Origin of the sequence: Streptomyces sp. NPDC007875, assembly GCF_042868035.1 — a bacterium.
Taxonomy (GTDB): Bacteria; Actinomycetota; Actinomycetes; order Streptomycetales; family Streptomycetaceae; genus Streptomyces; species Streptomyces antimycoticus.
On the sequence record NZ_JBIADZ010000002.1, the window covers coordinates 30,947 to 57,131 of the forward strand.

The following is a 26,185-nucleotide window of genomic DNA, read 5'->3' on the forward strand; positions in this document are numbered from 1 at the left end:
GAGGTGAAGGCCATGCCTGAGTACGACGACGACTGGGATGTTCGGGAGGACAGGGATGATCCCGAGAATGAGGAGGAAATCCCCGACGAGGAGGAAATCCCCGAGGAGGACGACGTCTCCGAGGAAGACGGTATCTCCGAGGAAGACGACATCCTCGAGGAAGAGGAGATCCCCGAGGAAGAGGACGTCTCCGATGAGGACGACATCCTCGAGGAAGAGGAGATCCCCGAGGAGGAAAGCCCCCTCGCCGAGGAGAACCTCCCCCACCAGAAGAACACCCTCGACGAGGAGAACACCCGCGACGGTGACAAGAAGAAAAAGCTCACCTGGAAGACCGTCCTGCTGGCTCTCGTGGTCTTCGCGATCGTCGGATCGCTCGTCCAGGTGGTCGCGCGCGGCGGCTTCGGAGGCGCCCTGAACACCACCGGCGGCGGAGGCGGGGGCGCCCCGAAGAAGGAGCACTCCCGGCAGGAGCAGGAGATACGCCCGCCCAAGCAGCCCAAGACCATCAAGCTGGGCAACCAGCGGGTCCCCCAGGCATCGGGCCCGATCATCGTGATCAACCCGGGTCTGGTGAACCCCGGCGGCAGCGCCGCGGTCGAGGGCGGTGGCTTCGACAAGAAGGCCACGGTGGACATCCTGCTCAAGGTCCGGAAGTCGGACACCAAGGGCCGCGCCATCGGCAGTGTGCGCTCGGACAAGTTCGGGTCGATCTACGCCCGGTTCACCATGCCCGAGAGCGCGGGCAACCGGCCCGCGACCCTGGTCGCCCAGCAGCGCGGCAGCACCAAGGCCGCGGAAGCCAAGGTGATCACCGGTGGCGCCGTCGGCACCGCGAAGATCAACAAGCTGGTCGGCCGCCCCGGCGACGTGGTGACGGTCACCGCCCGCGGTTTCCGCCCCGGTGAGACGATCGACGTCTTCTGGGGCCGGACCACCGGCATCCCCGTCACCACGCTGCACACCGACAGCAGCGGCGGCGTCGGCCAGGCGGCGATCAAGGTGGGCGTGGCCCCGACCGGCTCCAGCACCCTGGTCCTGGTGGGCAAGCGCAGCAAGACCACGGCGACCGCGCCCTTCCAGATGCTGGCCATGTACCCCTCGATGAAGTCCAAGCCGTACGCGCTCAAGGCCGGCCAGCGGATCACGCTGTCCGCCAACAAGTTCGCGCCCGGCGAACGGGTGCTGGTCTACATCAACTCCACCGGCGGGCTGCCGGCCTTCACCGCCCAGGCGAACGGCATGGGGCAGATCCGCGATGTGGCGTTCAACGTGCCGTTCGGCCTCAAGGGGCGGCAGACGCTGATGGCGATCGGCGACCAGAGCCGGGCCGTGGTCCGCTCGGGCTTCACCGTGCTGCCGTACACCCCGTCCGCCGAGCCCAGCGCCTTCGGCGGCAGGGCGGGCACCACGCTCAGCTTCTATGTCGCGGGGTTCGCTCCGGGCGAGACGGTGAACGCCTACGCCGGGTCGGGCTCGAAGGGCCAGCGCAAGATCGGGACCTTCCAGGTGGACAGCCGGGGCAAGGCGTCGGCCGTGGGCTCGTACAAGATCACCACGGCGGACGAGAGCGGTGTGGCCTTCCAGCTCATCGGCCAGAAGAGCGGTGGCGTCGCGAAGGCGAGCATCAACATGTCCCAGGGACGCGGAGATTAGGGACGGCAGACGGCACCGAGGAAGAACGTGGGCCGGACCGTGCCGGACGGCGAAAACGGCCGAAAGGCAGGCCCACGTTCCAGGGAGCGGCCGGCCGCCGGCGGCCGTAGGGCGGCTCACCAGTTCCATAGATGTACCATGCGTCCTGGAGTGTCCTATGAGCGTAGTTTTCGGCCCTAACTCACGAAGAGTCCTACAATTCCTGACCCATATCGAAGACCTCTCCCCAGAGGAAATCGACCGGGTGGCCGATCTGTGGAAGCAGACGTCCAGCCAGACCCGCGCCGAGGGCTGGGCAGTGGTCCATCGCACCACCACACCCGAGGAGCGGTACCGGATCCTGGTCGCCGCCTCGGTGGCGCGCCGGGCCGCCCTGGACACCGCGCGGAACCACCAGAGACACGACTGGGCCTTCTGGGCCGCGGTATGGGACGCCGCGACGGCGGTCGCCGTATGCGACCGCATCGGAAGCCACTACAACGTGCTGGTCGCGCCACTGGCCGCGGTCATGCCCTCGCTGGCGCACTGCCGGCGCGATGAATTCAGCATCCGCGAACTGCAGGGTGCCGTCCTCAAGGGAGGTGGGTAGTGATGGGCGACAACCGGATCGATGTTGTGGTGGCCGATGACGACCCGGCCGTCCGGGAGGCGCTCGCCGACCTCATCGACTCCCACCCCGACCTGGAACTGGTGGGCCTGGCCATCAACCATGAGCAGGCCGTGCGCGCGGCGGTCGACCACCGCCCCAGGGTCGTGATCATGGACGTGCACATGCCCCGGGGCGACGCCCCCAGCAGCGTCCGGGCCATCCGCGACCAGGTTCCCGACGCCCGGGTGGTGGCGCTGTCCGCCCACGGCGAACGCGAGACCGTGCTGAACATGCTCGCCGTCGGGGCCAGCGGCTATCTGGTCAAGGGCACCCCCGCCGAGGAGATCCTCGAGGCGATCATCCGGGCCGCCCGCGATCAGTTCAGCATGTCCGCGGAGCTCCTCGCGGACTGCGCCGAGCCGCTGCGCCGAGCCGAGCGCGCCTCCTGGCGGTTCGAGGACCTGGTCGGCAACCGCCTGGAGGACTCGTTCCTGGAGCTGCTCGGCCATGCGCCGTGCGGCGTCCTGATCGTCGGCCCCCGCGGCCGGATCGAGTACGCCAACGCCCACACCCGGCACATGTTCGGCTACAGCTCGGCGGAGCTGCGCGACAAGCGGCTGCGGGACCTCGTCCCCGAGCGCTACCGCACCGCCTCCGAGCAGCTGATCGGCCGGGTCTTCACCGCGCCGTCGGTGATGAGCGGCCGCCGCCGCGACGGCACCGAGTTCCCCGCCCAGTTCAGCGGCGGCCATCTGCAGGGCCGGCAGCCTCGCGGGGTGGTCTTCATCGCCGACCTCAGCCAGCTGCGGGCGGCCGAGAGCCGGTTCCGCCAGCTCATCGAGTCCTCCCCGGACGCGATGCTGATCGTGGACACCAGCGGGCGGATCCAGGCGGCCAACAAGCGCACCGAGGCGCTCTTCGGCTACGACCGCGACCATCTGATCGGCCGGGCCGTGGAGGCGCTCCTGCCCGACCAGCCGCTCACCGTCTCGCTGCGCGAATGGGACGACAGCCTGGAGGAGCCGGTGGGCCACAGCATGGAGCTGGTCGGCCGGCGCAGCGACGCCAAGCAGTTCCCCGCCGACGTCAGCATCAGCCCGCTGCGTACGGAGGAGGGCCTGCTCACCGTCCTGACCATCCGGGACATCACCGAGGTGCAGCGCGCCCAGTTCGTCCTGGAGCGCAGCCTGGAGCTGCTGGAGGTCACCGACCGCGACCGCCAGGCGCTGCTCAGCCATCTGGTCCACGCCCAGGAGGCCGAGCGGGGGCGGATCGCCGCCGACATCCACGACGACACCATCCAGGTGATCACCGCGGCCAGCCTCCGCCTCCAGCAGCTGCGCCGGCGGCTGCGGGACCCGGACGAGCAGCGGGTGATGGACAAGCTGGACGAGACCCTGAAGCTCTCACTCAGCCGGCTGCGGCAGCTGATCTTCGACCTGCGGCCGTCCAGCCTGGAACACGGCTGCCTGGCCGGGGCGCTGCGCGGCCTGCTGGAGCAGATACGCACCGAGACCGATATCACCTACCGGCTGGAGGACCGGCTCACGGCCAATCCCCCGGCCGAGACGATGGCGCTGATCTACCGGACCGCCCAGGAAGCGCTGGTGAACGTACGCAAGCACGCCCACGCCAAGACGGTCCATGTACAGCTGCTCGGGCTCGACGACGGCTGCCTGGTGCGGATTGTCGACGACGGAGAGGGCTACAACCCGCTCGAGGTGGAATCCCGCCCCGGCCATCTCGGGCTCTCCCTAATCCAGGAGCGGGCCCAGATCGCGGGCGGCTGGTGCCGGATCGAGAGCGAACCCGGCTCCGGCACCACCGTGGAGTTCTGGGTGCCGCTCGGCGCTCCCCCGGACGCGTCACTCGACCCCACCGACTCCCCCGAAGGGGACCCACAGCCGTGACCGCACCTCCCGAACTGACGAAGGTGCTGATCGTCGAGGACCACCGGGTGGTGGCCGAGGGGCTGTGGGCCCTGCTGGCCGAGTACTCGGATCTGACGGTGGTCGGCTGGGCGGACTCGGTCGCCGAGACCGTGCCCATGGCCAAGGAGCTGAAGCCCGATGTGGCCCTGGTCGACTTCCGGCTGCCCGACGGCACCGGGGCCGACGCGGCGGCCGGCATACGGGCCCATGACCCCTCCGTCGCCATCGTGATCCTCAGCGCCGACGCCAGCGACTCGGCGCTGCTGGCCGCGGTGGAGGCGGGCGCCTGCGGCTATCTGCTGAAGTCGGCGAGCGGCGACGAGATCGCTGCCGCCATCCGCTCGGCCGCCGAAGGCGAGACCCTCATCCCGGCCAGCACCCTGGTGGAGGTGCTGGCACGGCACCGCGAGGACGCGCGGTCCACCGCCGAGCAGACCGAGCGCCTGGACAGCATGACCCCGCGTGAGCAGGAGATCCTCACGCTGATGAGCCAGGGCCTGGACAACCGGGCCGTCGCGGAGCGGCTGAGCATCAGCTACGCCACCGTGCGCACGCATGTGCGCAGGATCCTGGAGAAGCTGGACGCGCGCTCACAGCTGGAGGCGGTCGCGAGGGCCGCCGAATTCGGCTTCAAGCCCGCGCAGCCGGAGGGGCCGGAGGAGTGACGGGCTGACCCCGGAGCCCCTGCGGGTATGGCCATGGCCCCCTCCTCCGGCGCGGGGGGCCGTTCGCTTTCGCGCCCCATACCGTACGTACGGGCTCCCCCGGAGGTCCTCCCCGGTCTGGGTCCCATACGGATGGGGCGACTCCATGTGAGGGCGGGGCCACCTGGGGCGGACCACCTGGGCCGAGCCCACCGAGGGCCGAATGGGGCGGAAAGTCCCCCTTAGGATGGAATCGCGGGCATACCGAGACGGGTTTCCTCCCCATGCGAGTCCATGGACGGATCCGATGCCCGCTCAGTCGGGGACACACGATCGCCATCCTGGTGGCCGCCGCCTGTTACGCGACGGTCCTCGCGGCCGTGCTCACCGGCTCGCAGCTCGTCCGGCTCGACTGGCAGGTGGCCCTGTTCAAGCCGTACAAGCACTGGCCGCGGCTCCGACCGGTCCTGGACGCCTTCGTCATCACGGGCCAGCGCGGCCCCACCGCCCTGGCCGCCCTGGCCTGGACCTGCTGGCGCGGTGGGCGGACCGGAAGCCCGCGCCCGCCGCTGGTCCTGGGCGTGGCGCTGCTGCTGCTCAATGTGAGCGTCGGCGCCGTCAAGATCCTCACCGGGCGGGTGGGCCCGCACTACGCCCAGACCCCTGGGTCCGCCGAGCTCTTCCACGGCGGAATGGTCTTCCCCTCCGGTCACGCCGCCAACGCCGTCGTGATCTGGGGCACCGTCGCCTATCTCGCCGGTCGCCACCGGCGGACCGGCGCGCTGATCGTCTGTGTGATGGCGCTCGGCATCGGTCTGACCACCGTCTATCTGGGCACCCACTGGGTGAGTGACGTCCTGGGCGGGTGGATGGCGGGCGTCCTCGTCCTGCTGGTCCTCCCCCTCTTCGAACCGCTGATCGCGACCGTTTCCGCGTCCGTCTCCGCTCGTGCGGCGATGTACTCCATGGGCAGGTGAGCCAAGTGGCGCTTCGCGTGCTGATCGCAGACGACCATGCGGTGGTCCGGCAGGGCCTACGCATGATCCTTGGGCTCGACAACGAAATCAAGGTGGTGGGCGAGACGACCAACGGCCGGGAAGCCGTGCGGCTGGCCCGGGAGCTGTGCCCCGACGTCGTCCTGATGGATCTGCTGATGCCGGTGATGGACGGCGTATCGGCCACGGCGGAGATCCGCCAGGACCTCCCCGAGGTCGAGGTGGTGGCGCTGACCAGCTCCCTCGATGACGCCATGGTCATGGGCGCGGTCCGGGCGGGGGCCATCGGCTTCCTGCTGAAGAACGCCGAGGCCGACGACCTCCGTAACGCGGTGAAGGCCGCGGCCGTGGGCCAGATCCATGTCTCCCCGGCCGCGATCTCCCGGCTGATGGGCCAGGTCAGAGAGCCGAGCGGCCCGGAGCAGCTCACCGAGCGGGAGACCGAGGTCCTCACCATGCTCGCCCGGGGCAAGGCCAACAAGGAGATCGCCCACGATCTGCGGATCGGCCAGCAGACGGTGAAGACGTATGTCAGCCACATCCTGACCAAGCTGGGGGTGCACAGCCGGACCCAGGCGGCGGTCTACGCGGTGCAGTCCGGCCTGGTACCGGCGGGTGAACTCACCCCTCCGGAAGCACTGGAGTCGACGACGAGGGAGCAGTGGTGGTCGGCGTGATCAATACACGATGGACCCCGATCCGGCGACGACGGAGCGCCACCGCGCTCGCCGAGGTCACCCAACACATCCTGGCGGGCGAGACCGCCGACGCCACGCTCCGGCTGATCGCCCGCCGGGTGCGTGAGCTCCTGGGCGCCGATATGGCCCGGGTGATGGTGCTGGAGCCGGGCGACGTCCTGACGATACGAGCCACCGACGGCGCCCCATGGACCGCGCCGAGCGGACCGCTGACGCCCGGCGGCTCCTCCCCCGCCCGCCAGGCGATCCGCGCCGGACGGCCCACGGTCTCCAGCCACGAACGGCGGCCGCGCCGGCTCGGCCGGGACCCCCGGCACGCGGTCCCGGCCTCGGTGCTGGACGCGCCGCTGCTGGTGCGCGGCCACCCCGTGGGGGTGATCGAGGTGGCGAACCGCGGCGGCGGGCGGCGGCTCAGCCATGCCGATGTGAGCACCGTGGGACGCTTCGCGGCCCCCGCGGCCCATGCGGTCGCCCAGATCCGGCACCGGGAACATCTGCGGCGGCTGGCGTCCGCGGCCGCCGGACCGGGCTCCGCCGGTTCCGCGGGCTCCTCGGGGTCTTCGGGCCTGCCGGAGCCTTCCGGATTCGCGGGGGCTTCCGGGTCTTCCGGATCTTCGGGGCCCTCGGGATTCGCGGGGGCGTCGGGGTTCGCGGGAGCCTCGGGCCCTTCGGGTTCCCCTTGGGGCTCGTCCGGTTCCCCGGGGTTCCCCCGTTTCTCCGGCCCCTGCGTACGGCGGACCCTGGACTCCCTGGCCGCGGGCGCGGTGGCCCGTACCGGCGCCGCGAGCTGCACCGTCTATCTGCTGGAGCCCGGACCGTCGGCGAATCTGCGCCTGGTCGGCGGCGGCCACGGCCACACCCCGCCGTCCCGGAAACCGGCACTGGAGGCGATCGCCGGGGCCGCGCCCGTCATCCACGGCGGCGGCCGTACCGGCGCGGACGGCGAGGGTCCGGCGCGGGGCGCGGTGGCCGCCTGGCCGCTACTGCGCGAATCCACCGCGATCGGCGCGATGTGCTGCCACTTCCCGCCCGGCCGCGACCCCGGCGAGGCGGACATCACCCTCCTGGAGGTGATCGCGGGGCATGCGTCCTGCGCGGTGGAGAACGACCGGCAGCAGGGAGCCACCCACGAGAGGTCCGTCCGGGAGGAGCGGCAGCGCATCTCGCGCGAGCTGCACGACTCGGTCTCGCAGGCGCTCTACGGCATCGCACTGGGTGCCCGTACCGCCCGCGAGATGCTGGAACGCGACATCGACAGCGCGGAGCCGGTGGGACGGGCCGAGACGCGGAGTCCAGGAGAAGGGGCGGTATGGGTCGATCCGGCGGGCGGCCACGAGGCCGTCGGGGAGGTGGTGGACCTCGCCGAGCTGGCCGAACTCGCCGAGCCCATCGAGTACATACGGCGGCTCGCGGACGCCGCGATCGCCGAGACCCGGACCCTGCTGTGCCGGCTGCGGCCCGAATCGCTGGGGACCGAGGGCCTGGTCGCCGCGCTCACCCAGCATGTCGAGGCGCTCCGGGCCCGGTACGGGATCACCACCGAGGCGAAGCTCGACGCCGAACCGGAGACCACACCGGAGGCGAAACACGCCCTGTACCGGATCGCCCAGGAGTCGCTGCACAACATCGCCAAGCATTCGCAGGCCCGGAACGTACGGCTCCATCTGCTCAACGAACCGGGCGCCGTCACCTTGACCGTCGCCGACGATGGCGTGGGCTTCGACTGCAAGGGCTCCTTCCCCGGCCATCTCGGGCTGCTCTCCATGCGGGAGCGGGCCCGTGAGGTGGGCGGCACGCTGAACGTGGACAGCCGCCCCGGGCAGGGAAGCCGCATCCGGGCCAGGGTTCCGGCCACGCCGGATTCCTGAGCCGCCGTCCTGAGACCGGCCATCGACGACATATGGGACATTTCTGTCCATGCAGCCGCCTGTGCGGGACCGCGCGCTGGCGGACGGCCTCCGGGCCGCCCAAGCGGCGGTCGACGAGGGCCTGTTGAAGGCCACCAAGAGCGACGTGCCGTTCATCACCGAGGCGGCGCGGGAGCTGACCCGCACGGCCGGGCGGCGGCTCCGACCGCTGCTGGTGCTGCTGGCGGCGCGGTTCGGCGACCCCGGCGCACCGGGCGTGGTGCCCGCCGCCGTCGTCGTCGAGCTGACCCATCTGGCCACGCACTACCACGACGACGTACGGGACGAGGCGGCCGTGCGGCGCGGCGCCCCGCGCCCGGACGCCAACTGGGACAACACGGTGGCGGTGCTCATCGGTGACTTCCTCTTCGCCCGCGCCTCGCACATCCTCGCCGACCTGGGGCCGCGGGCCGTACGGCGCCAGGCCGAGGCGTTCCGGCGGCAGGTCACCGGCCAGATCCTGGAGACGACCGGACCGCACGACGACCGCGACCCCGTCGAGCGCCATCTGGAGGTGCTGGCGAGCCGGACCGGCTCGCTGACCGCCGTCTCCGGACGGCTGGGCGCGCTGGCCTCGGGTGCGGACGCGAGCACCGTGGACGCCCTCGCGCGATACGGCGAACGGCTGGGCGTGGCGAGCCACCTCGCCGACGAGGTGGCGACCCCGACCGCCCGCCGCCCCACCCTGCCCGTCCTGCTGCTGGCGGAGCGGGCGGGGGCGGGGGCGGCGGAGCACACGGATCGTGCGGGCCGTGGGGATCTCGCGGACCGGGAGCTGTATGAGCTGCTCATCGGGCCCGCCGATCGGCCGGGGTACGCGGAGGCGGTGGCGCGGCTGCGCACCCACCCGGTCCTGGGCCGGGCCCGCGGGGAGACCGCCCGTCAGGCCGACGCCGCCCGCGCGGCCCTGTCGACGCTCCCCGACTGCCCGGCGAGGGCCGCCCTGGAATCGCTCTGCGAGACGGTGGCGCGGCGGGCCGACGCCGTTCCGCCGCCCGGGCCGGGCGCCCCTACGGAACCCAGTAGTTGTGGCTGACCACCAGCATCGACTGGAGTTGCACCCCCGCCGCGTAGGCGCGGGCCGGATCGGGCGGGGAGCCGCACATCCGCGCCCACAGCGCGTCCAGCCAACCCTGCGCGGCCTCACCCTCCCCTTCGTCCCCGTCATCAACCTTCTCGCCCTCCGTCATCGCGGCGACCGCGAAGGGCGCGAAGAAGGCGGGCGAGCCCGGGCCCCCATAGGCCGTGCCGTCGAGCCGGTATCCGCTCCGGATTCCCCCGGGGTCACCGCCCGTCGCCGTCCTCGCCCAGCGGCTGAGCCCGCGCGCGGCCGCCCGGGTCCGTGCGTCGCCGCTGGTCACCGCGTCGGCGCCGAGCCGCCAGGGGACGCGGCAGGCGTTCCAGTGGTAGTCGCCGTCATGCGGGCTCTCCAGCACCTTCCCCGGCGCGGGGCGCGGAGCACCGGACGTGGTGTCCACGACGAAGTCGGGGAGCAGCCCGGTGGCCGGGGCATGGCGGGTGCGCAGCGCACCGGCCAGTGACAGATGCGCGTCCAGCACCTCGTCCCACCGCGGATCGCCGGTCGCCGCCCGGAACGCCCGGAAATGGTCCGGCATCCAGTCCGACGTACGGGAGACCTCGTCGAAGCGGCCCGAGGACCAGTCGCCGAGCTTGGTCAGCCGGGTGCCGAGGTGCACCTCGCTCTCCATGACGGCGTCGATCCGCCGCGGTGCGAGCGCCTTGTAGTCGCCGTGGCCGCCGCCCCACTGCCGGTCCGCGAGCAGCAGACCGTACGCGATGTCGAGGTCGCCGTCGGTCGCGGAGTCCCGCCCCCCGACGTCCCGGCCACCGGCGTCCTGCTGGGCGGCGTGCAGGTCGGGGTGGTTGACGGAGGGGTGGGCCAGCACATGTCGGAGGATGCCGTCGAAGAGGGCGTGGGCGTCGGGGTCGGCGCCTGCCATCAGCGCGGTGATCACCAGTCCGTAGCCCTGGGCCTCGGCGACGAAGGGGTGCGCCGCGTCGGGGGTGAACACCGCGCACCGGCCCCGGCCGCCCACCTCATCGCCCGACCGGAGGAAGGACGCCTTCCACCGCCGGTAGTGCTCCAGGACCTGCCGGTCTGCCGCCGCCGGGTCGCCGGAGGGCCGGAGCGTGCCAGGGGCGTACGGGGCGGAGTGCGCGCCGAAGGGGACGCCGGCCGCATCGCGTCCCGTCATCGGATCCGGTGCCGCCGGGACCTCCGCGCCAGCCGCACCAGCCCGAGGACGATGTCGATCACCAGCACCACCACACCGATGACCAGCAGATAGCCCAGGCCGTGCGCCACCCAGCCGATGAGGCCGAGCACGATGGCCACGATCACCAGGAACAGGAAGAGCGCCACGGCCGACACCTCTCCTCGCGCGTCAAGCGTCCTCGACCATCAGCGGCGTGCGAGCTGCCGCCCGCCGCCCGGACCCGACTGGTACGTCTTCCCGTAGTGCTGGAAGATCGCCCCCTCCTCTTCCGCGGGCAGCACATCGTCGATGCCGAGCGAGGGGGCCTTCTTCACCAGCGACCGTGTGTAGGAGACCTTCACATAGCCCGGCCCCACCACCGCGTCGTCCACCGGGACGAACACCAGTCGGTGGCGGGTGGGCAGTCCGGTGCGGACCGTGGCCATGGCGGGTTCATCGGTGGCGGTGGCCACGTAGATCGCCTCGAGCACCCCGATCTTGCGGCCCTGCTCATCGACGACATCCTGGTCACGCCACTCACGGATATCGGCTGGCTGGATCATGACGTATCACCCTCTGACCTCTGCCCCTCCAGCCTGCCTCCGCTCACCGTGAGACGCCACGCCATCCATCCACCAGGGGTAACGGGAGTGTTCGAAACAGCATGAATTAATCAGGTGTGCCGGAAACCCGATGGGGTACTCGCGGCGTCGAGGAGGTTGGTAATCATGGTTCCCCTGCTGGTCGTTCTTCTTCTCGCACTGCTTCTCTTCGGTGCCGGATTCGCCTTGAAGGCTCTGTGGTGGGTCGCGGTCATCGTGCTCGCCGTCTGGCTGATCGGGTTCGTCGCCCGGCCGACGGTCGGCGGACGACGTGGACGGTGGTACCGCTGGTAGCCCGAAGACCGTGCGGATAAACCCGACACAGACCGAAGGGGCCCGGCCGGAGGAATCTCCGGCCGGGCCCCTTCGGTCTGTGTTCCCGCGTTCTGTGGTGAAGGCCCGTGCGGCGATGGGCGGAATCCGCTACACGTACGCGACAAGCATGGCGTGCCTAGTCGGCGAGCATTCCGCGCCGCAGCCGGCCCAGCGCGCGGCTGAGCAGCCGGGAGACATGCATCTGGGAGACGCCGAGTTCGGCGCCGATCTCCGATTGGGTCAACTCCTCGCCGAACCGCAGCTGCAGAATGCGGCGGTCCCGCTCACCGAGCTCTTCCACCAGCGGCTTGAGCGCGTGCAGATTCTCCACGGCCTCCATGGCCGGGTCGACGTCGCCGAACCGGTCCGCATACGTGGTCACCCGCGTGGCCCCGCTCTCCTGCTCTGCGGGCGCGTCCAGCGAGGTGGTGAGATAGCCGTTGCTGGCCACCAGTCCGTCGACGACCTCGTCCTCGCTCAGCTGCAGATGCTCCGCGAGCTCGGCCGTGGTGGGCGACCGGTCCAGCCGCTGGAACAGCTCCTCGTTCGCCTTGGCGAGGTCGATCCGCAACTCCTGCAGACGGCGGGGAACATGCACCGCCCAGCTGGTGTCGCGGAAGAACCGCTTGATCTCGCCCACGATGTAAGGAACGGCGAAGGTGGTGAACTCGACCTCGCGGCTCAGGTCGAACCGGTCGATCGCCTTGATCAGCCCGATGGTGCCGACCTGGACGATGTCCTCCATCTCCACCGAGCGGTTGTGGAACCGCCGGGCGGCGTACCGGACCAGCGACAGGTTGAGCTCGATGAGGGTGTTCCGCACGTACTGGTACTCGTGCGTCCCCTCCTCCAGCTCCGTCAGCCGGTCCAGGAACGTCTTGGTCAGCACCCGCGCGTCCTTGGGCGCCACCTTTGCCGGATCGTCCACCGTGGGCAGATCGGACGGTCCGGCGTTCTCCATTCCATCCAGTGCAATGTCGCGTACCTGAACACCATGTGCTTGCTCAGCTTCGGCTGCCGTCAGTGTCGACATTGTCACGGGTGCCGTGTCGTTCACCGTCGCACTCCCTGTATCGGCTGCGTGTATGGGCTGATTGGGGACCCGCCTACCCATCCTCCATGCCCCTATGCCTATTTCCTACGGGCGGCTGGCGGACCGGCGAGCACCACCAGCCCCCCGACGAGGGCCAACGCCATGAGCACAGCCCCGAAGACGGTCGCCCCCGTCGTCAGCCCCGCCGCATCGCTGAGGTAACCCGCCGTTACCGGCAGCACGCCCGCGGGCACATAGCCCCCGACGTTGAGCGCCGCGTTGGCCTCCGCCAGACGGCTCGCCGGAACACCGGAGTTGAGCAGCGACAGCCCACCGAGCTGTCCCATCCCCTGCCCCGCCCCGGCCAGCAGCGCGGCGGCGACGAGCAGCGGTACGGAGGAGGCGCGGACGGCGGCGATGAGCGCGGCCATGCCGATCGTCGTACTGACGGCACCGGCGATGAGGATCGTCCGCCGGTCCAGCCGCTGGACCGCGAACTGCGCACCGGTCGCGGTGAGGAACATCACGAAGGCCATGGCCCCCGCGACCACCGGGCTGGTGGTGTCCAGCAGCCCCGAGAGCAGCGACGGCCCGAGGGACAGCACGAAGGAGGTGGCGGTGATGCCGGGCGCGAAGACGGCGATGCCCATGAGGAGTTGCCCGCCGCTCCCCCGCGGCACCCCGGGCATCCGCACCCACGCCCCCTTCGCGGGCGCGACGGGACGCCGCACCGGCATCCGCACCACGGCCACGACCGCCGCCGCCAGCAGCACCGCCTCCAGGACGAACACCCCCTTGCCCAGCACCCCGGCGAGCAACGGCCCCAGCCCGGCCCCGAACACCATCGCGCACGAGGCCAGCAGCGCCGCCAGCCGCCGTCGCCCCGGCCCGGCCACATCGGTCACCGCCGCCATCCCGGCGGAGACGACGGCACCCACCGCGATCCCGCTGAACAGCCGCGCCACGATCAGCGCCGCCACGGCCGACGCGCTCGCGAAGATCGCGCATGCCGCCATCGCGAGCCCGAGCGCGGGCAGCAGCACGGGCTTCCGTCCCACCCGGTCCGACACCACGCCCGAGACCAGCAGCGAACCGAGCAGCCCGACGATGTAGCAGGCGAAGATCACCGTCAGGGTGCCCTTGGAGAAACCGATCTCGTGCTGCCACCGCACATACAGCGGCGTCGCCGCGTTCGAGAGGACGAACACGGCGGTGACCGGCCATGCGGCCGTCCACACCCACCGGGTCGCGGCCGCTCCCTCCTCACTCTCCTCATATGCCTCCCGCGCACCCGGCACCGCCACGGTCCGACTCCCCGTCACGACAGCTCCTCCCGACGACCTCAGTACGACTTAAGTCGAACTTAGCATGCAGTACGATTGGACTCGTACAGCGAGCCGCGCGACGAGGACCCTGCCGATGACCACCCGGACCACCCAGACCACCCACACGGCACAATCACCCCAAGGCGCCCGAACCGCCATCAAGGTGCTCCCCGAACCCCCCGACCTCCCGCCCCCGCTCCCGGAGCCGGCCGTGGAGGAGATCCGACTGGAAACGGTCCTGGGTGCACTGAGCGACCCCCTCCGCCTCCGCATCGTGCGCAAACTCCTCCTCGAATCGGAGCGGTTCGATCACACCTGCGGCTGGTTCGGCCTGGACCGCCCCAAGTCCTCGCTCACCCACCACTTCAAGGCCCTCCGCGAGGCAGGCATCACCCGCCAGCGCCAATACGGCCTGGAGCGCCGCAGCCACGTCCGGATCGCCGACCTCAACGCCCGCTTCCCCGGTCTTCTGGACCTCGTGGCCGACTGGACCCCCGCCGAGCGGTGACGGCGGGCGTTAGCCGGACGTTAGCGACTCGGCAGCGGTCGTTAAGAGAACGCCAGCGGCAGCCGACACCATGGATGGTGCGTGAGCAGGAACCGCACAATCCGGAAGCCCATGGGGGTCGTCATGTCGCACCACATTCTCAACCGCCGAGTCCGCAAGGCCGGTGTGGCCGCGCTGATCGCCGCCGCCTCGGCCGTCGCCCTCACCGCCTGCGGGAGCAACGACTCATCGTCCGACGCCAAGGGGGACTCCTCCTCCCACGCGTCGTCCTCCGCGAAGTCGTCGCAGTCCGACACCTCTATCCACAACCAGGCGGGCCAGACGGGCAAGCAGGCAACGGCCCTGGGCTCGGGGTCCGACAAGGCGCAGGCGACCGCCGAATGCCAGCCGGGGACGCTGCGGGCGACCCTGGACTCGGCCGGTACCTCCCAGGCGGGGATGAACCACCGGGGTACCTTCCTGCGGGTGAAGAACACCCGCGAGGAGACCTGCGTGATCAGCGGCTACGCCGGGTTGGCCCTGGAGGGCGCCGGACACACCGCCATCAAGACCACCGCCCGCCACGGCAGCACCTACTTCGCCACCGACCCGGGCTCCCACCCGATCACCCTCGGACCGGGCAAGAGCGCCTGGGCCGACCTGGTGTGGACCACCACCGGTGCCTCGACCGCCCACGCGAAGTACCTGCAGATCTCCCCGACGGGCAGCAACTCCCACAGCACCGTCGCCTTCGGTGAGGACCTCGACAACGGCACCCTGTCGCTGACGGCCTGGTCCTCCAAGCCCCCCATCAACAGCTGACAACACGGCTGACGACATCGAGAACCCCAGCTCGGACCCGGTCCGAGCTGGGGTTCCGCGCGCCCCGGCCACGCGCGGCGCGTCAGGTCACCAGACCCTGGCGGTAGGCGTAGACGACCGCCTGGACGCGGTCGCGGAGGCCGAGCTTGGCGAGGATGCGTGACACGAAGGTCTTGACGGTCTCCTGGCTGATCACGAGGGTCACGGCGATTTCGCTGTTGGAGAGGCCGTTCGCGATGAGGCGGAGGACCTCCAGTTCGCGAGGGGTCAGCGGGATATCGCGCGGGGGCCCCTCGGCGGGCCGGATGCGGGCGGCGTACGTGCCCACGAGCCGCCGCGTCACCTCGGGGTCCAGCAGTGCCGCACCGGTGGCCACGGTCCGGATGCCGTGGAGCAGTTGGGACGGCGGCGCGTCCTTGAGCAGAAAGCCGCTCGCCCCCGCGCGCAGCGCCTCGTAGACGTACTCGTCCAGGTTGAACGTGGTCACCACGAGCACCTTGACAGGATGCGGCACCCCGGCACCGGCCAGCAGGCGGGTGGCCTCGATGCCGTCGAGCACCGGCATGCGTACGTCCATCACCACGACCTCCGGGCGCAGCCGGCCGGCGAGCCCGACCGCGGTCTGCCCGTCCCCGCACTCACCCACCACTTCGAGGTCGGGCTGAGCGTCGATGATCGTCACCAGCCCGGTGCGGACCAGCACCTGGTCGTCGCAGACCAGGACCCGGATCGGGTCAGTCATGACGGACTCCTCGCGGGTATGCGTGCCCGCACGACGAAGCCGCCGCCCGTCCGCACGCCCGCGCTGAAGTCGCCGCCCAGGACGTCGACCCGTTCGCGCAGCCCCGCCAGGCCCCGCCCGCTCCCGCCGGGCGACCCGGCAGGGGACCCGGCCCGCGAACCGGAACCGTCCGTGCTGACCTCCACGGTGATCTCCCTTGCGCCGTGGTGCACCTGGACCGAGGTGTGGCTGCCGTGAGCGTACTTGAGGGCATTCGTCAGGGCCTCCTGCACCACCCGGTAGGCCACGAAGTCGGCGCTGCCGGTCGACTCCGCCGGCGTGCCCTCCTCGGTGAACTCCACCGGCTGCCCGGCTCGCCGGGTCTGCTCCACGAGCGTGAGAAGCCTGCCGACGGCTGGCGTCCTGGCCTCGGTGCCGTAGTCGGGGTTGAGCAGATCGAGCAGGTGCCGCAGATCGGTGATGGCCCGTCGGCCGGTGTCGGTGACGGCGGTCAGGGCCTGATCGAGCCGGTCGGGCGCGGCCGTCAGATAGCGTGCCGCCTCGGCCTGCACGACCATCGCGGTCACATGGTGGGTCACGACGTCGTGGAGCTCGCGGGCGATGCGGGTGCGTTCGGCGGTGCGGGTGTGCTCGGCGACCCGGCGGCGGCGTTCGGCCTCCGCGACCCGGGTGGAGCGCAGCCACGACCCCATGCCCCACGGGAGGGCCAGCGCCAGGTAGTACATCAGGAACTCACCCGGCGATTCGGCGCCCGAACCGAGCCGGTAGAGCGCGACCGCCAGCGGCACATACGCCGCGGAGAAGAGGAGCGCGGTGGCGCGCCGGTGCCGTTCCAGATGGGACCCCACGCTCAGCAGCGCGACGGGCACCGCGGTGCCCGCGAACGAGTGGTAGCCGCGGAGCTGGTCGACGGCGAAGCCGACCGACACCAGGGCGAGACAGACGACCGGCCACCGCCGCCGCACGGCGAGCGGAAGGCACTGGAGGGCAACTGCCAGTATGGCCAGCACGTCGAAGGGGCGGGCCGGCAGACCACCGAGCTGCGTCCCGTGGTTGTGGAACGCCGGCACCAGCGCCCCGGCGAGGATCAGCAGCCCGAGCGGCAGATCCCGGACCGTGACGTCGAACCGGCGCCACAACTCCGGCACCCGCCGAACAGCCATCACCGGCACCGGTCTCATCATCGACTCCTTCGTCCCTCCACAGCCAAAGCGCCGCGGACGAGGGAACGCTGCGCAGGGAGATCTCCAACGCGCGTCCTACGCGCGGTCCGCGGCCTGAGAGATGACGCGCCCGACCGCCCGGACGGCAACGTCAGGCTGGTCGACGTAGATGTAGTGCTCGCTGTTCTTGGCGGTGCTCAGCCTGCTGCGGCTGGAGACCGCGAGCCACTTGCGCTGACCGTTGGTCCACGCCCGCTCCAGGCCCGGCCCGTATTCGGGCACCGCCGCGAGGTATTGCTTCCCGTGGTGGATCACCTCCACCGGGATGTCCCCGGCGGAACGGACCTTCCCGTCCGGCACCGTGAGCATCTCCGGCTCCCCTCCGTGAAGGATCGCGAGGGTCTGCTCACGCAATGCGACCGCCGGGCCGGTGGCGGATTCAGGAATTCCCTTGTTGAGATCGGCGGTCTGGGTCGGTGAGGTGGCGTCCATCAAGACCAACCCCTTGACCCTGTCCTGATGCTCGGGGGCATACCGGGCGGCAATCAGCCCGCCCAGCGAATGCCCCGCCAGCACGACCGGACGGTCACCGGCGACACGATCGAGCACCGCGGTCAGAACCTTCCCCGTGCTGTCGAGGGTCTGAGGCCCATCGGGCTCGTCACTGGCCCCTTCGCCGAGCCGGTCATAGGCACAGACCCGATTCTTCTCACTCAGGGTCTTCTGAACACCGGCCATCTTCTCCAGCCCGTCGCCACCCCCGGCCAAAAGCACGATGACCGGCCTGCCGTCCGCCGACGTACCCGCACAGGACACATTCACCAACCGCCCGCCGACCTCGATCTTCTTGGTACCGGTGAGCAAGCCCTCATCAGCCGCCTTCTCCGGAGCAGCCGTGGAACTCCCGCCGCCGGACGAGTCCGCATCCGCCTTCGTGGAGTCCTCACAGCCGACAAGCCCCACACATGCCACGGCACACGACAGCGCGATCACAGCAGATAGCCGACCATTGCGGACCATGTTTGCTCCCCAGTAAGAGAATTGACGCCGAAAAGGCTGCTCTTCCGTGGCGGTGTGCAATGCGCCGCCACATCCGCAGCCAAAGCGCCGCGGCGATCTCGAACGCTACGGATCCGGCCCCCCGGAATCGTCACCACACGGTGGGCACCTACGCGTAGCTCGCACGGGGGACAGCCCCACAAGGCCCGGCGCGAGCCAGGTCACGGCATCTGCGCCAAACGAGAAAGGCCCAGGTCACAGAAAATGTGACCTGGGCCTCAAATGAGCCGCCTAAGGGAATCGAACCCTTGACCTACGCATTACGAGTTGTCCGATCTTCGTCCGAGGTAGTCCAGTGGTGTCCGTCTGCACCACATCGCAACAGGTCAGATGACGTGACGGACGTCTGTGGACGGTCCCGGACGATCACAGAATGAGCCGCAAACGAGACCGGAACTGAGACCGCCCCGACGTGCGAAGCTGGGGGGACAGTCCCCAGGGGGTAGCCCCGAGCAGCCAGACGAAGGAGAGGCCACGTGCCCCAGGCCAGTCCGCGAGGTACGTACTTGCAGATCTCGGAGTCTCTGCGTCAGAAGATCGAGAAGGGCAAGATCAGCGAAGCACTGCCGTCCGAGGCCGAGCTGAGGAACACGTACGGCGTCGGCCGCAGTACGATCGCCCGCGCTCTCAAGGTCCTCAAGAATGAGGGCGTCATCGAGTCCGTCCAGGGGGCGGGCTGGTACGTGGCAGGCACCGGCGACCGGCGCCCCTTGGTCGAGAAGGTGACCGACCTCCTCCGTAGCGGCGACATCATGGTCGGCTCGCCCTTCCCGTCGGAGAAGGAGCTGTGCGAGACGTTCGGGGTGTCTCGTACGGCCGTGCGGTCGGCGATTGCCCAACTAGAGGGACAGGGACTCATTGCGATGGGGGCAAACCGCAGGCGGGAAGTGCGAGCACTCCCGACAGGAAATGGGGGGTCGTAACCTTGGCCGACATGGATCTCACCAAGCGGGCTTACAGCCTCGCTGAGTCGCTGCTGTCCGAGCCGCTGCCGGGACGCTGGTCACACTCGCTCGGAGTCGCCGAGCGTGCCCGCTCCCTCCGGCCGATCCTTGGGAAGGACGCCGAGCTGATGGAGGCATCAGCGGTGCTGCACGACATCGGCTACTCGCCCCAGATCGCCTCCACTGGTTTCCACCCGCTTGATGGCGCCCGCTTCCTGCGTCACCAGGAAGCCATGGATGAGCGCGTCGTCCGTCTCGTCGCGCACCACTCCTGTGCCCTCCTGGAGGCCGAGGAACGAGGACTGCGCGAGGACCTGGAGACGGAATTCGAGCTGGAGCGTCCCGAGCTGGTGGACGCCCTGATCTTCTGCGACATGACGACCACCCCCGACGGAGGGTGCACCACCTCTCGGGACCGGCTGGCGGAAATCGTCGAGCGGTACGGCCCTGAGACGATCGTGGGACGGTTCATCCAGCGCGCCGCCCCGGAGATCCACGCCGCTGTGGGGCGCGTCGAGAACCAGCTCGCCACTGCTAAGGCAGCAGATCAGCCGACGTAAGGGGCTGTGCGCGACTCGTCCAAACCGTGCGTGATCCGGAGTCGCATGGATGGGTGGATGTCCAGTTCATCGAGGTCCGCTGGGGAGACCCAGCGGACCTCTTTCGATTCGGAGCTGGTGCGGAGTTCTCCCCCGACCGGCCGGGCGTGGAAGCAGATGGAGAACTGTTGACGCACCTCCCCGTCGTCGTACGCCATGACGTGCTGCGGGTCGGTGTAGAGCCCCACGATGCTCTCCACGACGACTGAAACCCCCGTCTCCTCCTGGACCTCGCGCACAACCGTCTCCGCGATGCTCTCCCCCACGTCGTGGCCGCCGCCGGGCAGTGCCCAGAGATCGTTATCGGTCTTGTGGATGAGCAACACGTGCCCCTGCTCGTCTCTGACCACTGCGGTGACGGACGGGACAACCGAGTTAGCGATGGGGGCGTTGGGGTCGCGGTAGTAATCAATGCGGCTCATGCGGTACTGCCTCCGTGATCGGTGGGAGAAGTGATCCGGCGAGCGCCTTCCCAGACCCGGTCCGCGCTGTCCGCGTAGATGTCGAACAGCTCACCCCCGGGGACGCGCTGTAGGTGCAGCACCGGCGCTAAGTACGCACCTACGCCGTAGAGGTGGCCGTTCGCCAGCAGTTCGTTGTCTGCCCGGTAGATGGAGTTGTAGAGCGTCGTGTCGTGGAGCCTGAACTCCACCCCGGGAAGCCGGAAGAGCGGCGCGTAGTTCATGAGGGCATTACGGATCTTGGCTGCCATGGCCGACCCGATGCCTTCGTCTTGCCCGCGGACGGCGACAGCCGCGCTGTCGGGATCACCCAACATGAAGCGCACTGGCACACCATCGGCCGACTTCTCGCGTACGAGCCGGTGGAACCGCGGATCTTCCGTAAGCCAGAAGCCGGAGTAGACGAGCACGTCAAAGTGGGTCGTGGCGTTGGCGTACAGCTTGATCCACGCGTCTTGCGGAACGACGGAGCGGTGGGGGTACAGCTTCACCAGTTCCGAGTCGCTGGAGGCGGTCACCTCCTCGGAAGTCCGTTCGTCCGGCCACAGGTAGGACACCTCCCGCCTGAGCATCGATGCCACGGCGTACTGGAACCGCCGGTAGGGCTTTCGGCTCGGCTCGGAGATCCAGCGCTCAACGGTCTTCGGGGACACGCCGAGCCGTTCCGCGACCTGCTCCAGCGTCAAGCTGCTTTCCACGATGGCGCCGCGAAGTCGTTCGTTTGCCACTCGTCCTCCCCCACACGGGACGTCCTGGGACGACTTCGACTGTAGCGAGTCGATCGCAAGTCGTACACGTGCGGGGTCCAACGTCCGGTACTTCACGGCCAGGCTGGTCATGTCGCTGATCGCAGCCCCGGCACCAACTCCCCAAAACCTCAACGGTTGACGGCGCGGACCGGATCTGTCACGGTGAGGGCTATGTAATACATGTCTCGCTTTGGCGGTGCGTGACAGCACATGCGTGCGCCCGGAAGCCCCTCACCAGGGGTGAAGGAAGCGCTCGTTCCTTCAGAACTCCACAGAGTGCCGACCCAGCCACATGCACACGTGTGGTCGATGGGTGCGGGTCACCACCCCGACCGCCCATGTCGGGCCGGGTGACCTGCCCGGATCCGCCTTTCGGGGCGGTGACTGGCATTGCTTGATCCGACACCGCAGAACCTTCCGCGGGCCGTACGAGCCCGCGTTGAGCACCAGTGCTCACGGTCCCCGACACCCGTGCCGTACGCGGCGTGGGGTGCCGGGTGGCCGTGAGCGCTCGTACTGCACGAGACGCCGACGACAACGGCCGCGCCCCGGGAGCTCCCGGGGCGCTGTTCGGGCCGTTCCACTGTGAGGAGAGACGTCCTATGAAGTGCATCGTTGCTGGCCGTGAAGCCGTCACCGCAGCGGAGTTCGCGGAGTTGGCGCTGGGCACCCCTGTTGAGCTGTGGCTCGGGGTCGAGGGCGAGACGGATGAGGAGCGCGCGGCTCGTCTGGACGCGGCGCGCGACATTCTCGCCGACCCGGAGTACAGCGACCTGGCCGCCGACCTGGTTCGCCTGGCCGCGCGGGCCGTTGAGGACTGCCCGGACCTGTTCAACGTAGTTCCGCTGGTCCGCCCCGCCCGCCGCCGTCCGGCACGCCCGGGGGTCGCGGCATGAATGAGGGGCTGACGCTGGACAACCTGGCCGTGCCGCTGCGCGTGCTGCGCCTGCTGGCCACGGACTACGGTCACCTGCCCGCACCGGAGATCTACGTGTCCACCATCTACCCGGACCGGCTGGAGCTGAGGTTCCACGATGCCCTGGCCAACTTCGAGACGTGGCGGGACACGCTGGGCATCAACCCGGACCACGTGGTCTACCGCGAGCAGGGCGACGGCCGTACCCGCGTGCTGAAGGCGTCCAGCGACTACGCGGGCGCCGTGCTGGAGCTGACCGGTTACGGCGATATACCCGCCACGGTGCCGGTCGGGACGGCAGCCTGATGGCGGTGCTGGGCAAGTGCTTCGACCCGACCGGCGCCCGGCACGGCATCCCCACCTACCCATGGCACTGTGCGCCGGACGGGCTGGCAACCAGACGGCAGTTACGGGCCCGTGGCCTGCGCCCCGGCGGTCAGCCGGTCGCAGCCCAGCTCCTCCGGCCGCGCTACCGGCGCGGGCCGCTGGTCGCCTACCTCTACCGCCTCGACAAGGCCAAGCAGGTGCGGCCGATGACACCCGCGAAGCGCCGGGCTCTGGCGTGCGCGATGCGAGCGCGCCGCACCTGCCCGCAATGCCGATCCGACGCCGGATACGTCATCCCCGCATCCCTCGGGGTCTGTGTCCCCTGCGCCTACCCCGACGACCAGACAGCCCCCTGACCAGCACCGGCCAGGGAGTCGCTCGCGAGAAGGAGAAGTGATGAACCACCCCCCGGAAAAGTCCCTGAGCAGGGGACAGACGATCGTCCTGGTCGCCGCCGCGGTGCCCATGGTCGCCTTCGGCGGTCTGGGCGCGGTCGGCACCTACAGCAACATCACATCCGTCTTCCACCGGTCGGCCACCGCGCTGGGCGTGGTTGCGGCCGGTGAAGGCGCGACCCTCGTTCTGGCCCTGGTCCTGGTGGGTCTGACCATGCTGGGGCAGTCGGCTCCGGCGGCCGTGCGGATCGGGCTGTGGACGCTGCCCGCGGTGGCCTCCCTGACCGGCGCCGCGGTCGCGAAGACCGTGACGGAGGCGGTGGTGTTCGCCGTCACGCCCATGGCCATGTGCGTCTCGGCTGAGGGCATGGGCCTGCTGGCCCGCCGCATCGTGGTCTACCGCACCGGTGTGGACGCCGAAGCGCAGCGCCGGAACGCTGCCGTGATGCAGCGGCTGGCCTACCACCGAGCCCGCGCCGCCAACCACCCCGAGGAGAAGGCGCGCAACGGCTCGGAGCTGGAGTCGTGGAAGCTGGCGAAGAAGGTCGGTGCGGGGGATGCCCTGCTCGGGGCGAACCTGGTCGATATTCAGCGCGGGCGGCTGACGGACGGCGCGGACGCGGCTCTTGCGGGCATGTTCGCCCTGCCCGTCACGCCCGTCACGCCCTCTGCTCACGGCGTCACGGACGCCCCGGCCCCGCTCGCTGTCGAGGGCGCAGATGAGGAGGGCGTCACACCCCTCGCGACGGGCGTCACGCCGCCCGTGACGGAGGAAGACACGCAGGTCACGCCCGAATCGGAGACCGTACCGTCGCAGGGCGTCACGCCCGTGACGCCCTCGGCGGAACTCCCCGTGACGCTGGAGGAAATCGCGGCCGTCGCCGGTGTGCCTACGCCCGTCGCGGGCGAGCCGCTGAGCGATGCACAGCTCGTGGTCGTCCTGCGGCACCTGCGCTACACCGACGACCCGCCGCTGTCCTACCGCCAGGCCGTGGCCGCCTTCCGCGAGGCCGGATACGTCGGCGGGGAGAAGCGGGTGCGCCAGGCGTGGGGATCGCTGATGTCCCACGAGGAAACCGACGCCTGACCAGTGTCCGGCACCACCAATGAGGACCAGCCCACGCCAATTGGGCTGGCCCTCGTTGCGACTGCCGGAAGCAGTCGACCGCACCAGTGAAGCAGACCCGGTGAGCCCCGGCGAGCGGCACCTTCGCAGACCCGGAGAGCAGACCCGGCGCGCTGATCTCCCACACGGACGCGGCCCACCAAGACGCCGCGCGCCGCCCGATCAACCCGATGCGACAGGGAGAGATCCGCAGTGACCACCCAGACCCAGCAGACCACCAGCCCGGCCGCTCAGCAGCAGGGCTCGCACCACTTCGTCCTGACCCTCCAGAAGCCGCACGGTGGCGGCTTCATCAGCGCGACGTTCACCAACACCATCACGCCTCGCCCCGGCACCACCCGGGCCGACATCTACGAGGCACTGCGCGAGCAGGTCACCCGCGCGAACCCGGAGCTTGCGAACGCCAACGTCATGTTCTTCTCGCTGGAGCCCAACCAGCTCTGAGCAGCAAATACGGACCGATCCCCGCCCATCAGCCCTGATGTCAGGAAGGACCCCACGGTGATTGCTCGGCTGTTCTCCGGCCGTACCTCCGTCCGTGAGCTGAAGCGTCTACGGCCCGATGAGTTGGCCGCTCAGGCGTACGACCACATCCAGAACGCGCAGATCGCTCACCAGAGCCACGACCCCGCCACGCTGGCCGCCGAAACGCAGCTGGCGACGGCGCTGTTGGCCCTGGCGGGCTACCTCAACGACTCCAAGTGACGCACGGGCGGCCCCGGCCCGCTGTCCAGGCCCGGCCGGGGCCGTCCTCCTTGCTCCTGGAAAGGAGTGTGACCAGTGTCCGACACCATCCTGACCGCCGACGAGACCGCGACCGATGACGAAGAGATCCCCGACGCACCTCCCGCACCCGACCACGCCCCGGCGGCCGAGCCGGATGGTCCGGGTGTGCGGCCGGTGCATACGCCGGGTGGCCTTCCTGCTGTTCCGCTGACGGTCATCGGCGCCAACAGCACCGTTGCCGCCGTATCCGCCTCCGTCCTCACCGCCGGAGCCCCCATCACGGGCCTGGCGGCCGCCGGAATCGCCGCGACCGCGGCCGGTGCCGCGGCAGTGCGCCGCCGGTCGGCGGCCAAGCAGAACGCCAACCGGGCTGACAAGCGCCTCGGGGGCGGGGAGACCGGCCGCCGTGCCGGGCACGGCTCCAGCGCGGGCCATGCCGGTACTGGCCGAGCCGGAGGCGGCCCCCGAGGCCGAGGCAACGGCACCTATACGGCTCCGAGTGGAGCGGGCCGGAGTGGGGCCCGGTCGCTGCGCGCGTCAGGTCAGGCGGCCAAGCTCCGTGCGGCGGAAGCTGGCCGCACCTCCGGGGGCGTCAAGGGCGCGTTCGGCGCGGTCAAGGCGGCCCGTGCGGACCGTCAGGCGGCTGTCCCCACACGTGGGGAGCGGCGCCGTCAGGACACCGCTGACCGGCGGAACCTGAGCGACGCCCGGCGCGCGGCCAAGGCCGCCCGGAAAGCCGATCAGCGGGCCGCCAAAGGCAAGGGTCCCTCCTCCAGCGGCCGTATGAGGCCGGGAGGCAAGGGGCTGAAGTTGTCCAAGTCCCCGAAGTCCGGGACGGGTGGCGGTCGCGACCGGCGCGCCCGGGGCAGGGGCATCAGGGGCCTGTTGGGTTCGGCTCGGGAGCGGATGCGGCAGGCCATGCGCCGGATGCGCTCCAGGGCCCGCGCGGCCAAGGACGAGCGCACCGCGCGGCGGCTGGCCGGGATGCGGGAGCTGCGGAAACGGGCGTGGGCCCGGTGGCGGTTGTGGCGGCGGCTGACCGCCTCGGCACTGCGCTGCTACGGCCGCAAGATCGTGGCCGCCGCGATCAGCGTGCCGTTCTTCGCCATCGGGATGATCACCCACCCCATCGGGGTCCGGCTGCGCTGGCGCTGGCTGATGTGGCCCGGCCAGCGCGTCTACGCCCGGCTGGCCGCAGCAGCGAGGCGGGCCAGGGAAGACCGCGACATCACCATCCGCGCCGAGCACAAGACCACGCTCGAAAACGCCGTCGCCGACGAGGACGAGGAGCCGATCGGCTCCAGGGTCCGGCGCGCTCCCCGCAGCCATCACGCCTACGCAGGCACCAGCACAGGAGGTTCCACCACCATGTCCACCACGGCCGGGCCCGGCTTCCTGTTCAACGAGTCGGCATCCGAGATGGAAGCCGCGGCGAAGAACTACGACCCGGACGGGATGATGCACGTCCACGACACCATCAAGGGCTTCCCCGAAGCGCTGGCGAGCGTGGCCAACACCTTCGCGATCCTCGCCCAGAAGTCGGACGAGGAATTCCCGCTGGAGCCAGAAGTCGGCGCGTCCCTGGACGCGATCTACGAGGCGCTGCAACTGGCCATCGATGAGGCCGAGGACGCGTTCAGCACCTTCCGAACGGTCCACGAGCAGGACATCCGGCGCCACGAGGAGCCCCGCAACAACGCCGAAGAGGGCTGGGACACCACCAACAACCAGTAGCCCCCGCCACTCCCGTCCGGGCCC

At 70.3% G+C, this 26,185-nt stretch carries 30 protein-coding genes; 20 read left to right on the forward strand and 10 right to left on the reverse strand.

The window, feature by feature from the left end; all coding sequences use genetic code 11:
* The first annotated feature begins 12 nt into the window (after positions 1–12).
* From ACFYOY_RS03815 to ACFYOY_RS03850, 8 genes are all read left to right on the forward strand, one after another.
* Entirely contained in the window at positions 13–1,656 is a 1,644-nt protein-coding gene (locus ACFYOY_RS03815) for a hypothetical protein (protein ID WP_351881985.1), read from the forward strand.
* A gap of 244 nt (positions 1,657–1,900) precedes the next feature.
* Positions 1,901–2,245, forward strand: coding sequence for a hypothetical protein (locus tag ACFYOY_RS03820; RefSeq protein ID WP_244320775.1), 345 nt, complete (start codon positions 1,901–1,903; stop codon positions 2,243–2,245).
* Positions 2,246–2,247: 2 nt separating this feature from the next.
* Positions 2,248–4,155 (forward strand): PAS domain S-box protein, encoded by a 1,908-nt coding sequence (locus ACFYOY_RS03825; RefSeq protein ID WP_351881987.1) that lies wholly within the window; start codon positions 2,248–2,250, stop codon positions 4,153–4,155.
* Entirely contained in the window at positions 4,152–4,841 is a 690-nt protein-coding gene (locus ACFYOY_RS03830; protein ID WP_137966404.1) for a response regulator transcription factor, read from the forward strand. Before ACFYOY_RS03825 ends, ACFYOY_RS03830 begins: the two co-directional genes overlap by 4 nt.
* A gap of 323 nt (positions 4,842–5,164) precedes the next feature.
* The gene (locus ACFYOY_RS03835) at positions 5,165–5,797 is read left to right on the forward strand and encodes a phosphatase PAP2 family protein (RefSeq protein ID WP_351881990.1); all 633 of its coding nucleotides are present in this window, start codon (positions 5,165–5,167) and stop codon (positions 5,795–5,797) included.
* 5 nt (positions 5,798–5,802) lie between these two features.
* Positions 5,803–6,492, forward strand: a complete 690-nt coding sequence (locus ACFYOY_RS03840) for a response regulator transcription factor (protein WP_043237438.1) — start codon at positions 5,803–5,805, stop codon at positions 6,490–6,492.
* On the forward strand, positions 6,489–8,381 hold the full coding sequence (locus ACFYOY_RS03845; protein WP_351881992.1) for a GAF domain-containing sensor histidine kinase: 1,893 nt from the start codon (positions 6,489–6,491) through the stop codon (positions 8,379–8,381). Before ACFYOY_RS03840 ends, ACFYOY_RS03845 begins: the two co-directional genes overlap by 4 nt.
* A gap of 49 nt (positions 8,382–8,430) precedes the next feature.
* Positions 8,431–9,456, forward strand: coding sequence for a polyprenyl synthetase family protein (locus ACFYOY_RS03850; RefSeq protein WP_388584635.1), 1,026 nt, complete (start codon positions 8,431–8,433; stop codon positions 9,454–9,456).
* On the opposite strand, the gene ACFYOY_RS03855 is transcribed toward ACFYOY_RS03850, so the two are convergent.
* From ACFYOY_RS03855 to ACFYOY_RS03865, 3 genes are read right to left on the reverse strand one after another with little or no spacing between them, the layout of a single operon-like run.
* Positions 9,431–10,636, reverse strand: coding sequence for a glycosyl hydrolase family 8 (locus tag ACFYOY_RS03855; protein ID WP_351881996.1), 1,206 nt, complete (start codon positions 10,634–10,636; stop codon positions 9,431–9,433). The two genes, ACFYOY_RS03850 and ACFYOY_RS03855, sit on opposite strands and share 26 nt — an antisense overlap.
* Positions 10,633–10,803 (reverse strand): hypothetical protein, encoded by a 171-nt coding sequence (locus ACFYOY_RS03860; protein WP_351881998.1) that lies wholly within the window; start codon positions 10,801–10,803, stop codon positions 10,633–10,635. Before ACFYOY_RS03860 ends, ACFYOY_RS03855 begins: the two co-directional genes overlap by 4 nt.
* 39 nt (positions 10,804–10,842) lie before the next feature.
* A complete protein-coding gene (locus ACFYOY_RS03865; RefSeq protein ID WP_351882000.1) occupies positions 10,843–11,199 on the reverse strand; it encodes a PRC-barrel domain-containing protein in 357 nt (118 codons plus the stop codon).
* A 165-nt stretch (positions 11,200–11,364) separates the two neighbouring features.
* On the opposite strand from ACFYOY_RS03865, the gene ACFYOY_RS03870 reads away from it, so the two are divergent.
* A complete protein-coding gene (locus ACFYOY_RS03870) occupies positions 11,365–11,532 on the forward strand; it encodes a hydrophobic protein (protein ID WP_351882002.1) in 168 nt (55 codons plus the stop codon).
* 157 nt (positions 11,533–11,689) lie between these two features.
* On the opposite strand, the gene ACFYOY_RS03875 is transcribed toward ACFYOY_RS03870, so the two are convergent.
* Complete coding sequence (locus tag ACFYOY_RS03875; RefSeq protein WP_351882004.1) at positions 11,690–12,514, reverse strand: RNA polymerase sigma factor SigF; 825 nt, start codon at positions 12,512–12,514, stop codon at positions 11,690–11,692.
* A 170-nt stretch (positions 12,515–12,684) separates the two neighbouring features.
* Positions 12,685–13,884, reverse strand: a complete 1,200-nt coding sequence (locus tag ACFYOY_RS03880) for an MFS transporter (RefSeq protein ID WP_388585273.1) — start codon at positions 13,882–13,884, stop codon at positions 12,685–12,687.
* A gap of 121 nt (positions 13,885–14,005) precedes the next feature.
* Here ACFYOY_RS03880 and ACFYOY_RS03885 point away from each other — a divergent pair, with 121 nt between their 5' ends.
* Positions 14,006–14,419: an ArsR/SmtB family transcription factor gene (locus ACFYOY_RS03885; RefSeq protein ID WP_388584640.1), complete on the forward strand. Its 414-nt coding sequence runs from the start codon at positions 14,006–14,008 to the stop codon at positions 14,417–14,419.
* Between the two features lie 123 nt (positions 14,420–14,542).
* Positions 14,543–15,220, forward strand: coding sequence for a DUF4232 domain-containing protein (locus ACFYOY_RS03890; protein ID WP_388584643.1), 678 nt, complete (start codon positions 14,543–14,545; stop codon positions 15,218–15,220).
* 82 nt (positions 15,221–15,302) lie between these two features.
* On the opposite strand, the gene ACFYOY_RS03895 is transcribed toward ACFYOY_RS03890, so the two are convergent.
* The 3 genes from ACFYOY_RS03895 to ACFYOY_RS03905 all read right to left on the reverse strand — a co-directional run bounded on the left by ACFYOY_RS03895 (position 15,303) and on the right by ACFYOY_RS03905 (position 18,145).
* Positions 15,303–15,962 carry a response regulator transcription factor gene (locus ACFYOY_RS03895; protein WP_351882010.1) on the reverse strand — a complete coding sequence of 220 codons (660 nt, stop codon included), beginning with the start codon at positions 15,960–15,962 and terminating at the stop codon, positions 15,303–15,305.
* A complete protein-coding gene (locus ACFYOY_RS03900) occupies positions 15,959–17,143 on the reverse strand; it encodes a sensor histidine kinase (protein ID WP_388584648.1) in 1,185 nt (394 codons plus the stop codon). The genes ACFYOY_RS03895 and ACFYOY_RS03900 overlap by 4 nt, the downstream gene beginning before the upstream one ends.
* A 78-nt stretch (positions 17,144–17,221) precedes the next feature.
* Positions 17,222–18,145, reverse strand: a complete 924-nt coding sequence (locus tag ACFYOY_RS03905; protein WP_388585276.1) for an alpha/beta fold hydrolase — start codon at positions 18,143–18,145, stop codon at positions 17,222–17,224.
* 515 nt (positions 18,146–18,660) lie between these two features.
* Here ACFYOY_RS03905 and ACFYOY_RS03910 point away from each other — a divergent pair.
* Positions 18,661–19,107, forward strand: a complete 447-nt coding sequence (locus ACFYOY_RS03910; protein ID WP_351882012.1) for a GntR family transcriptional regulator — start codon at positions 18,661–18,663, stop codon at positions 19,105–19,107.
* 11 nt (positions 19,108–19,118) lie between these two features.
* On the forward strand, positions 19,119–19,688 hold the full coding sequence (locus ACFYOY_RS03915) for an HD domain-containing protein (protein WP_351882014.1): 570 nt from the start codon (positions 19,119–19,121) through the stop codon (positions 19,686–19,688).
* Here ACFYOY_RS03915 and ACFYOY_RS03920 read toward each other — a convergent pair.
* Positions 19,676–20,149 (reverse strand): NUDIX hydrolase, encoded by a 474-nt coding sequence (locus ACFYOY_RS03920; protein ID WP_388584651.1) that lies wholly within the window; start codon positions 20,147–20,149, stop codon positions 19,676–19,678. The genes ACFYOY_RS03915 and ACFYOY_RS03920 overlap by 13 nt on opposite strands.
* Positions 20,146–20,916, reverse strand: a complete 771-nt coding sequence (locus ACFYOY_RS03925) for a helix-turn-helix transcriptional regulator (protein ID WP_351882018.1) — start codon at positions 20,914–20,916, stop codon at positions 20,146–20,148. The genes ACFYOY_RS03920 and ACFYOY_RS03925 overlap by 4 nt, the downstream gene beginning before the upstream one ends.
* Before the next feature lie 623 nt (positions 20,917–21,539).
* On the opposite strand from ACFYOY_RS03925, the gene ACFYOY_RS03930 reads away from it, so the two are divergent.
* The 7 genes from ACFYOY_RS03930 (at position 21,540) to ACFYOY_RS03960 (ending at position 26,161) form a co-directional block, all read left to right on the forward strand.
* A complete protein-coding gene (locus tag ACFYOY_RS03930; protein ID WP_351882020.1) occupies positions 21,540–21,833 on the forward strand; it encodes a hypothetical protein in 294 nt (97 codons plus the stop codon).
* The gene (locus ACFYOY_RS03935) at positions 21,830–22,159 is read left to right on the forward strand and encodes a hypothetical protein (RefSeq protein WP_351882022.1); all 330 of its coding nucleotides are present in this window, start codon (positions 21,830–21,832) and stop codon (positions 22,157–22,159) included. The genes ACFYOY_RS03930 and ACFYOY_RS03935 overlap by 4 nt, the downstream gene beginning before the upstream one ends.
* Complete coding sequence (locus tag ACFYOY_RS03940) at positions 22,159–22,536, forward strand: RRQRL motif-containing zinc-binding protein (protein WP_388584655.1); 378 nt, start codon at positions 22,159–22,161, stop codon at positions 22,534–22,536. The genes ACFYOY_RS03935 and ACFYOY_RS03940 overlap by 1 nt, the downstream gene beginning before the upstream one ends.
* A 40-nt stretch (positions 22,537–22,576) precedes the next feature.
* Positions 22,577–23,662: a hypothetical protein gene (locus ACFYOY_RS03945; RefSeq protein ID WP_351882026.1), complete on the forward strand. Its 1,086-nt coding sequence runs from the start codon at positions 22,577–22,579 to the stop codon at positions 23,660–23,662.
* A 231-nt stretch (positions 23,663–23,893) separates the two neighbouring features.
* On the forward strand, positions 23,894–24,145 hold the full coding sequence (locus ACFYOY_RS03950; RefSeq protein WP_351882028.1) for a hypothetical protein: 252 nt from the start codon (positions 23,894–23,896) through the stop codon (positions 24,143–24,145).
* A 57-nt stretch (positions 24,146–24,202) separates the two neighbouring features.
* On the forward strand, positions 24,203–24,406 hold the full coding sequence (locus tag ACFYOY_RS03955) for a hypothetical protein (protein WP_351882030.1): 204 nt from the start codon (positions 24,203–24,205) through the stop codon (positions 24,404–24,406).
* 75 nt (positions 24,407–24,481) lie between these two features.
* The gene (locus ACFYOY_RS03960; RefSeq protein WP_351882032.1) at positions 24,482–26,161 is read left to right on the forward strand and encodes a hypothetical protein; all 1,680 of its coding nucleotides are present in this window, start codon (positions 24,482–24,484) and stop codon (positions 26,159–26,161) included.
* Positions 26,162–26,185 lie beyond the last annotated feature (24 nt).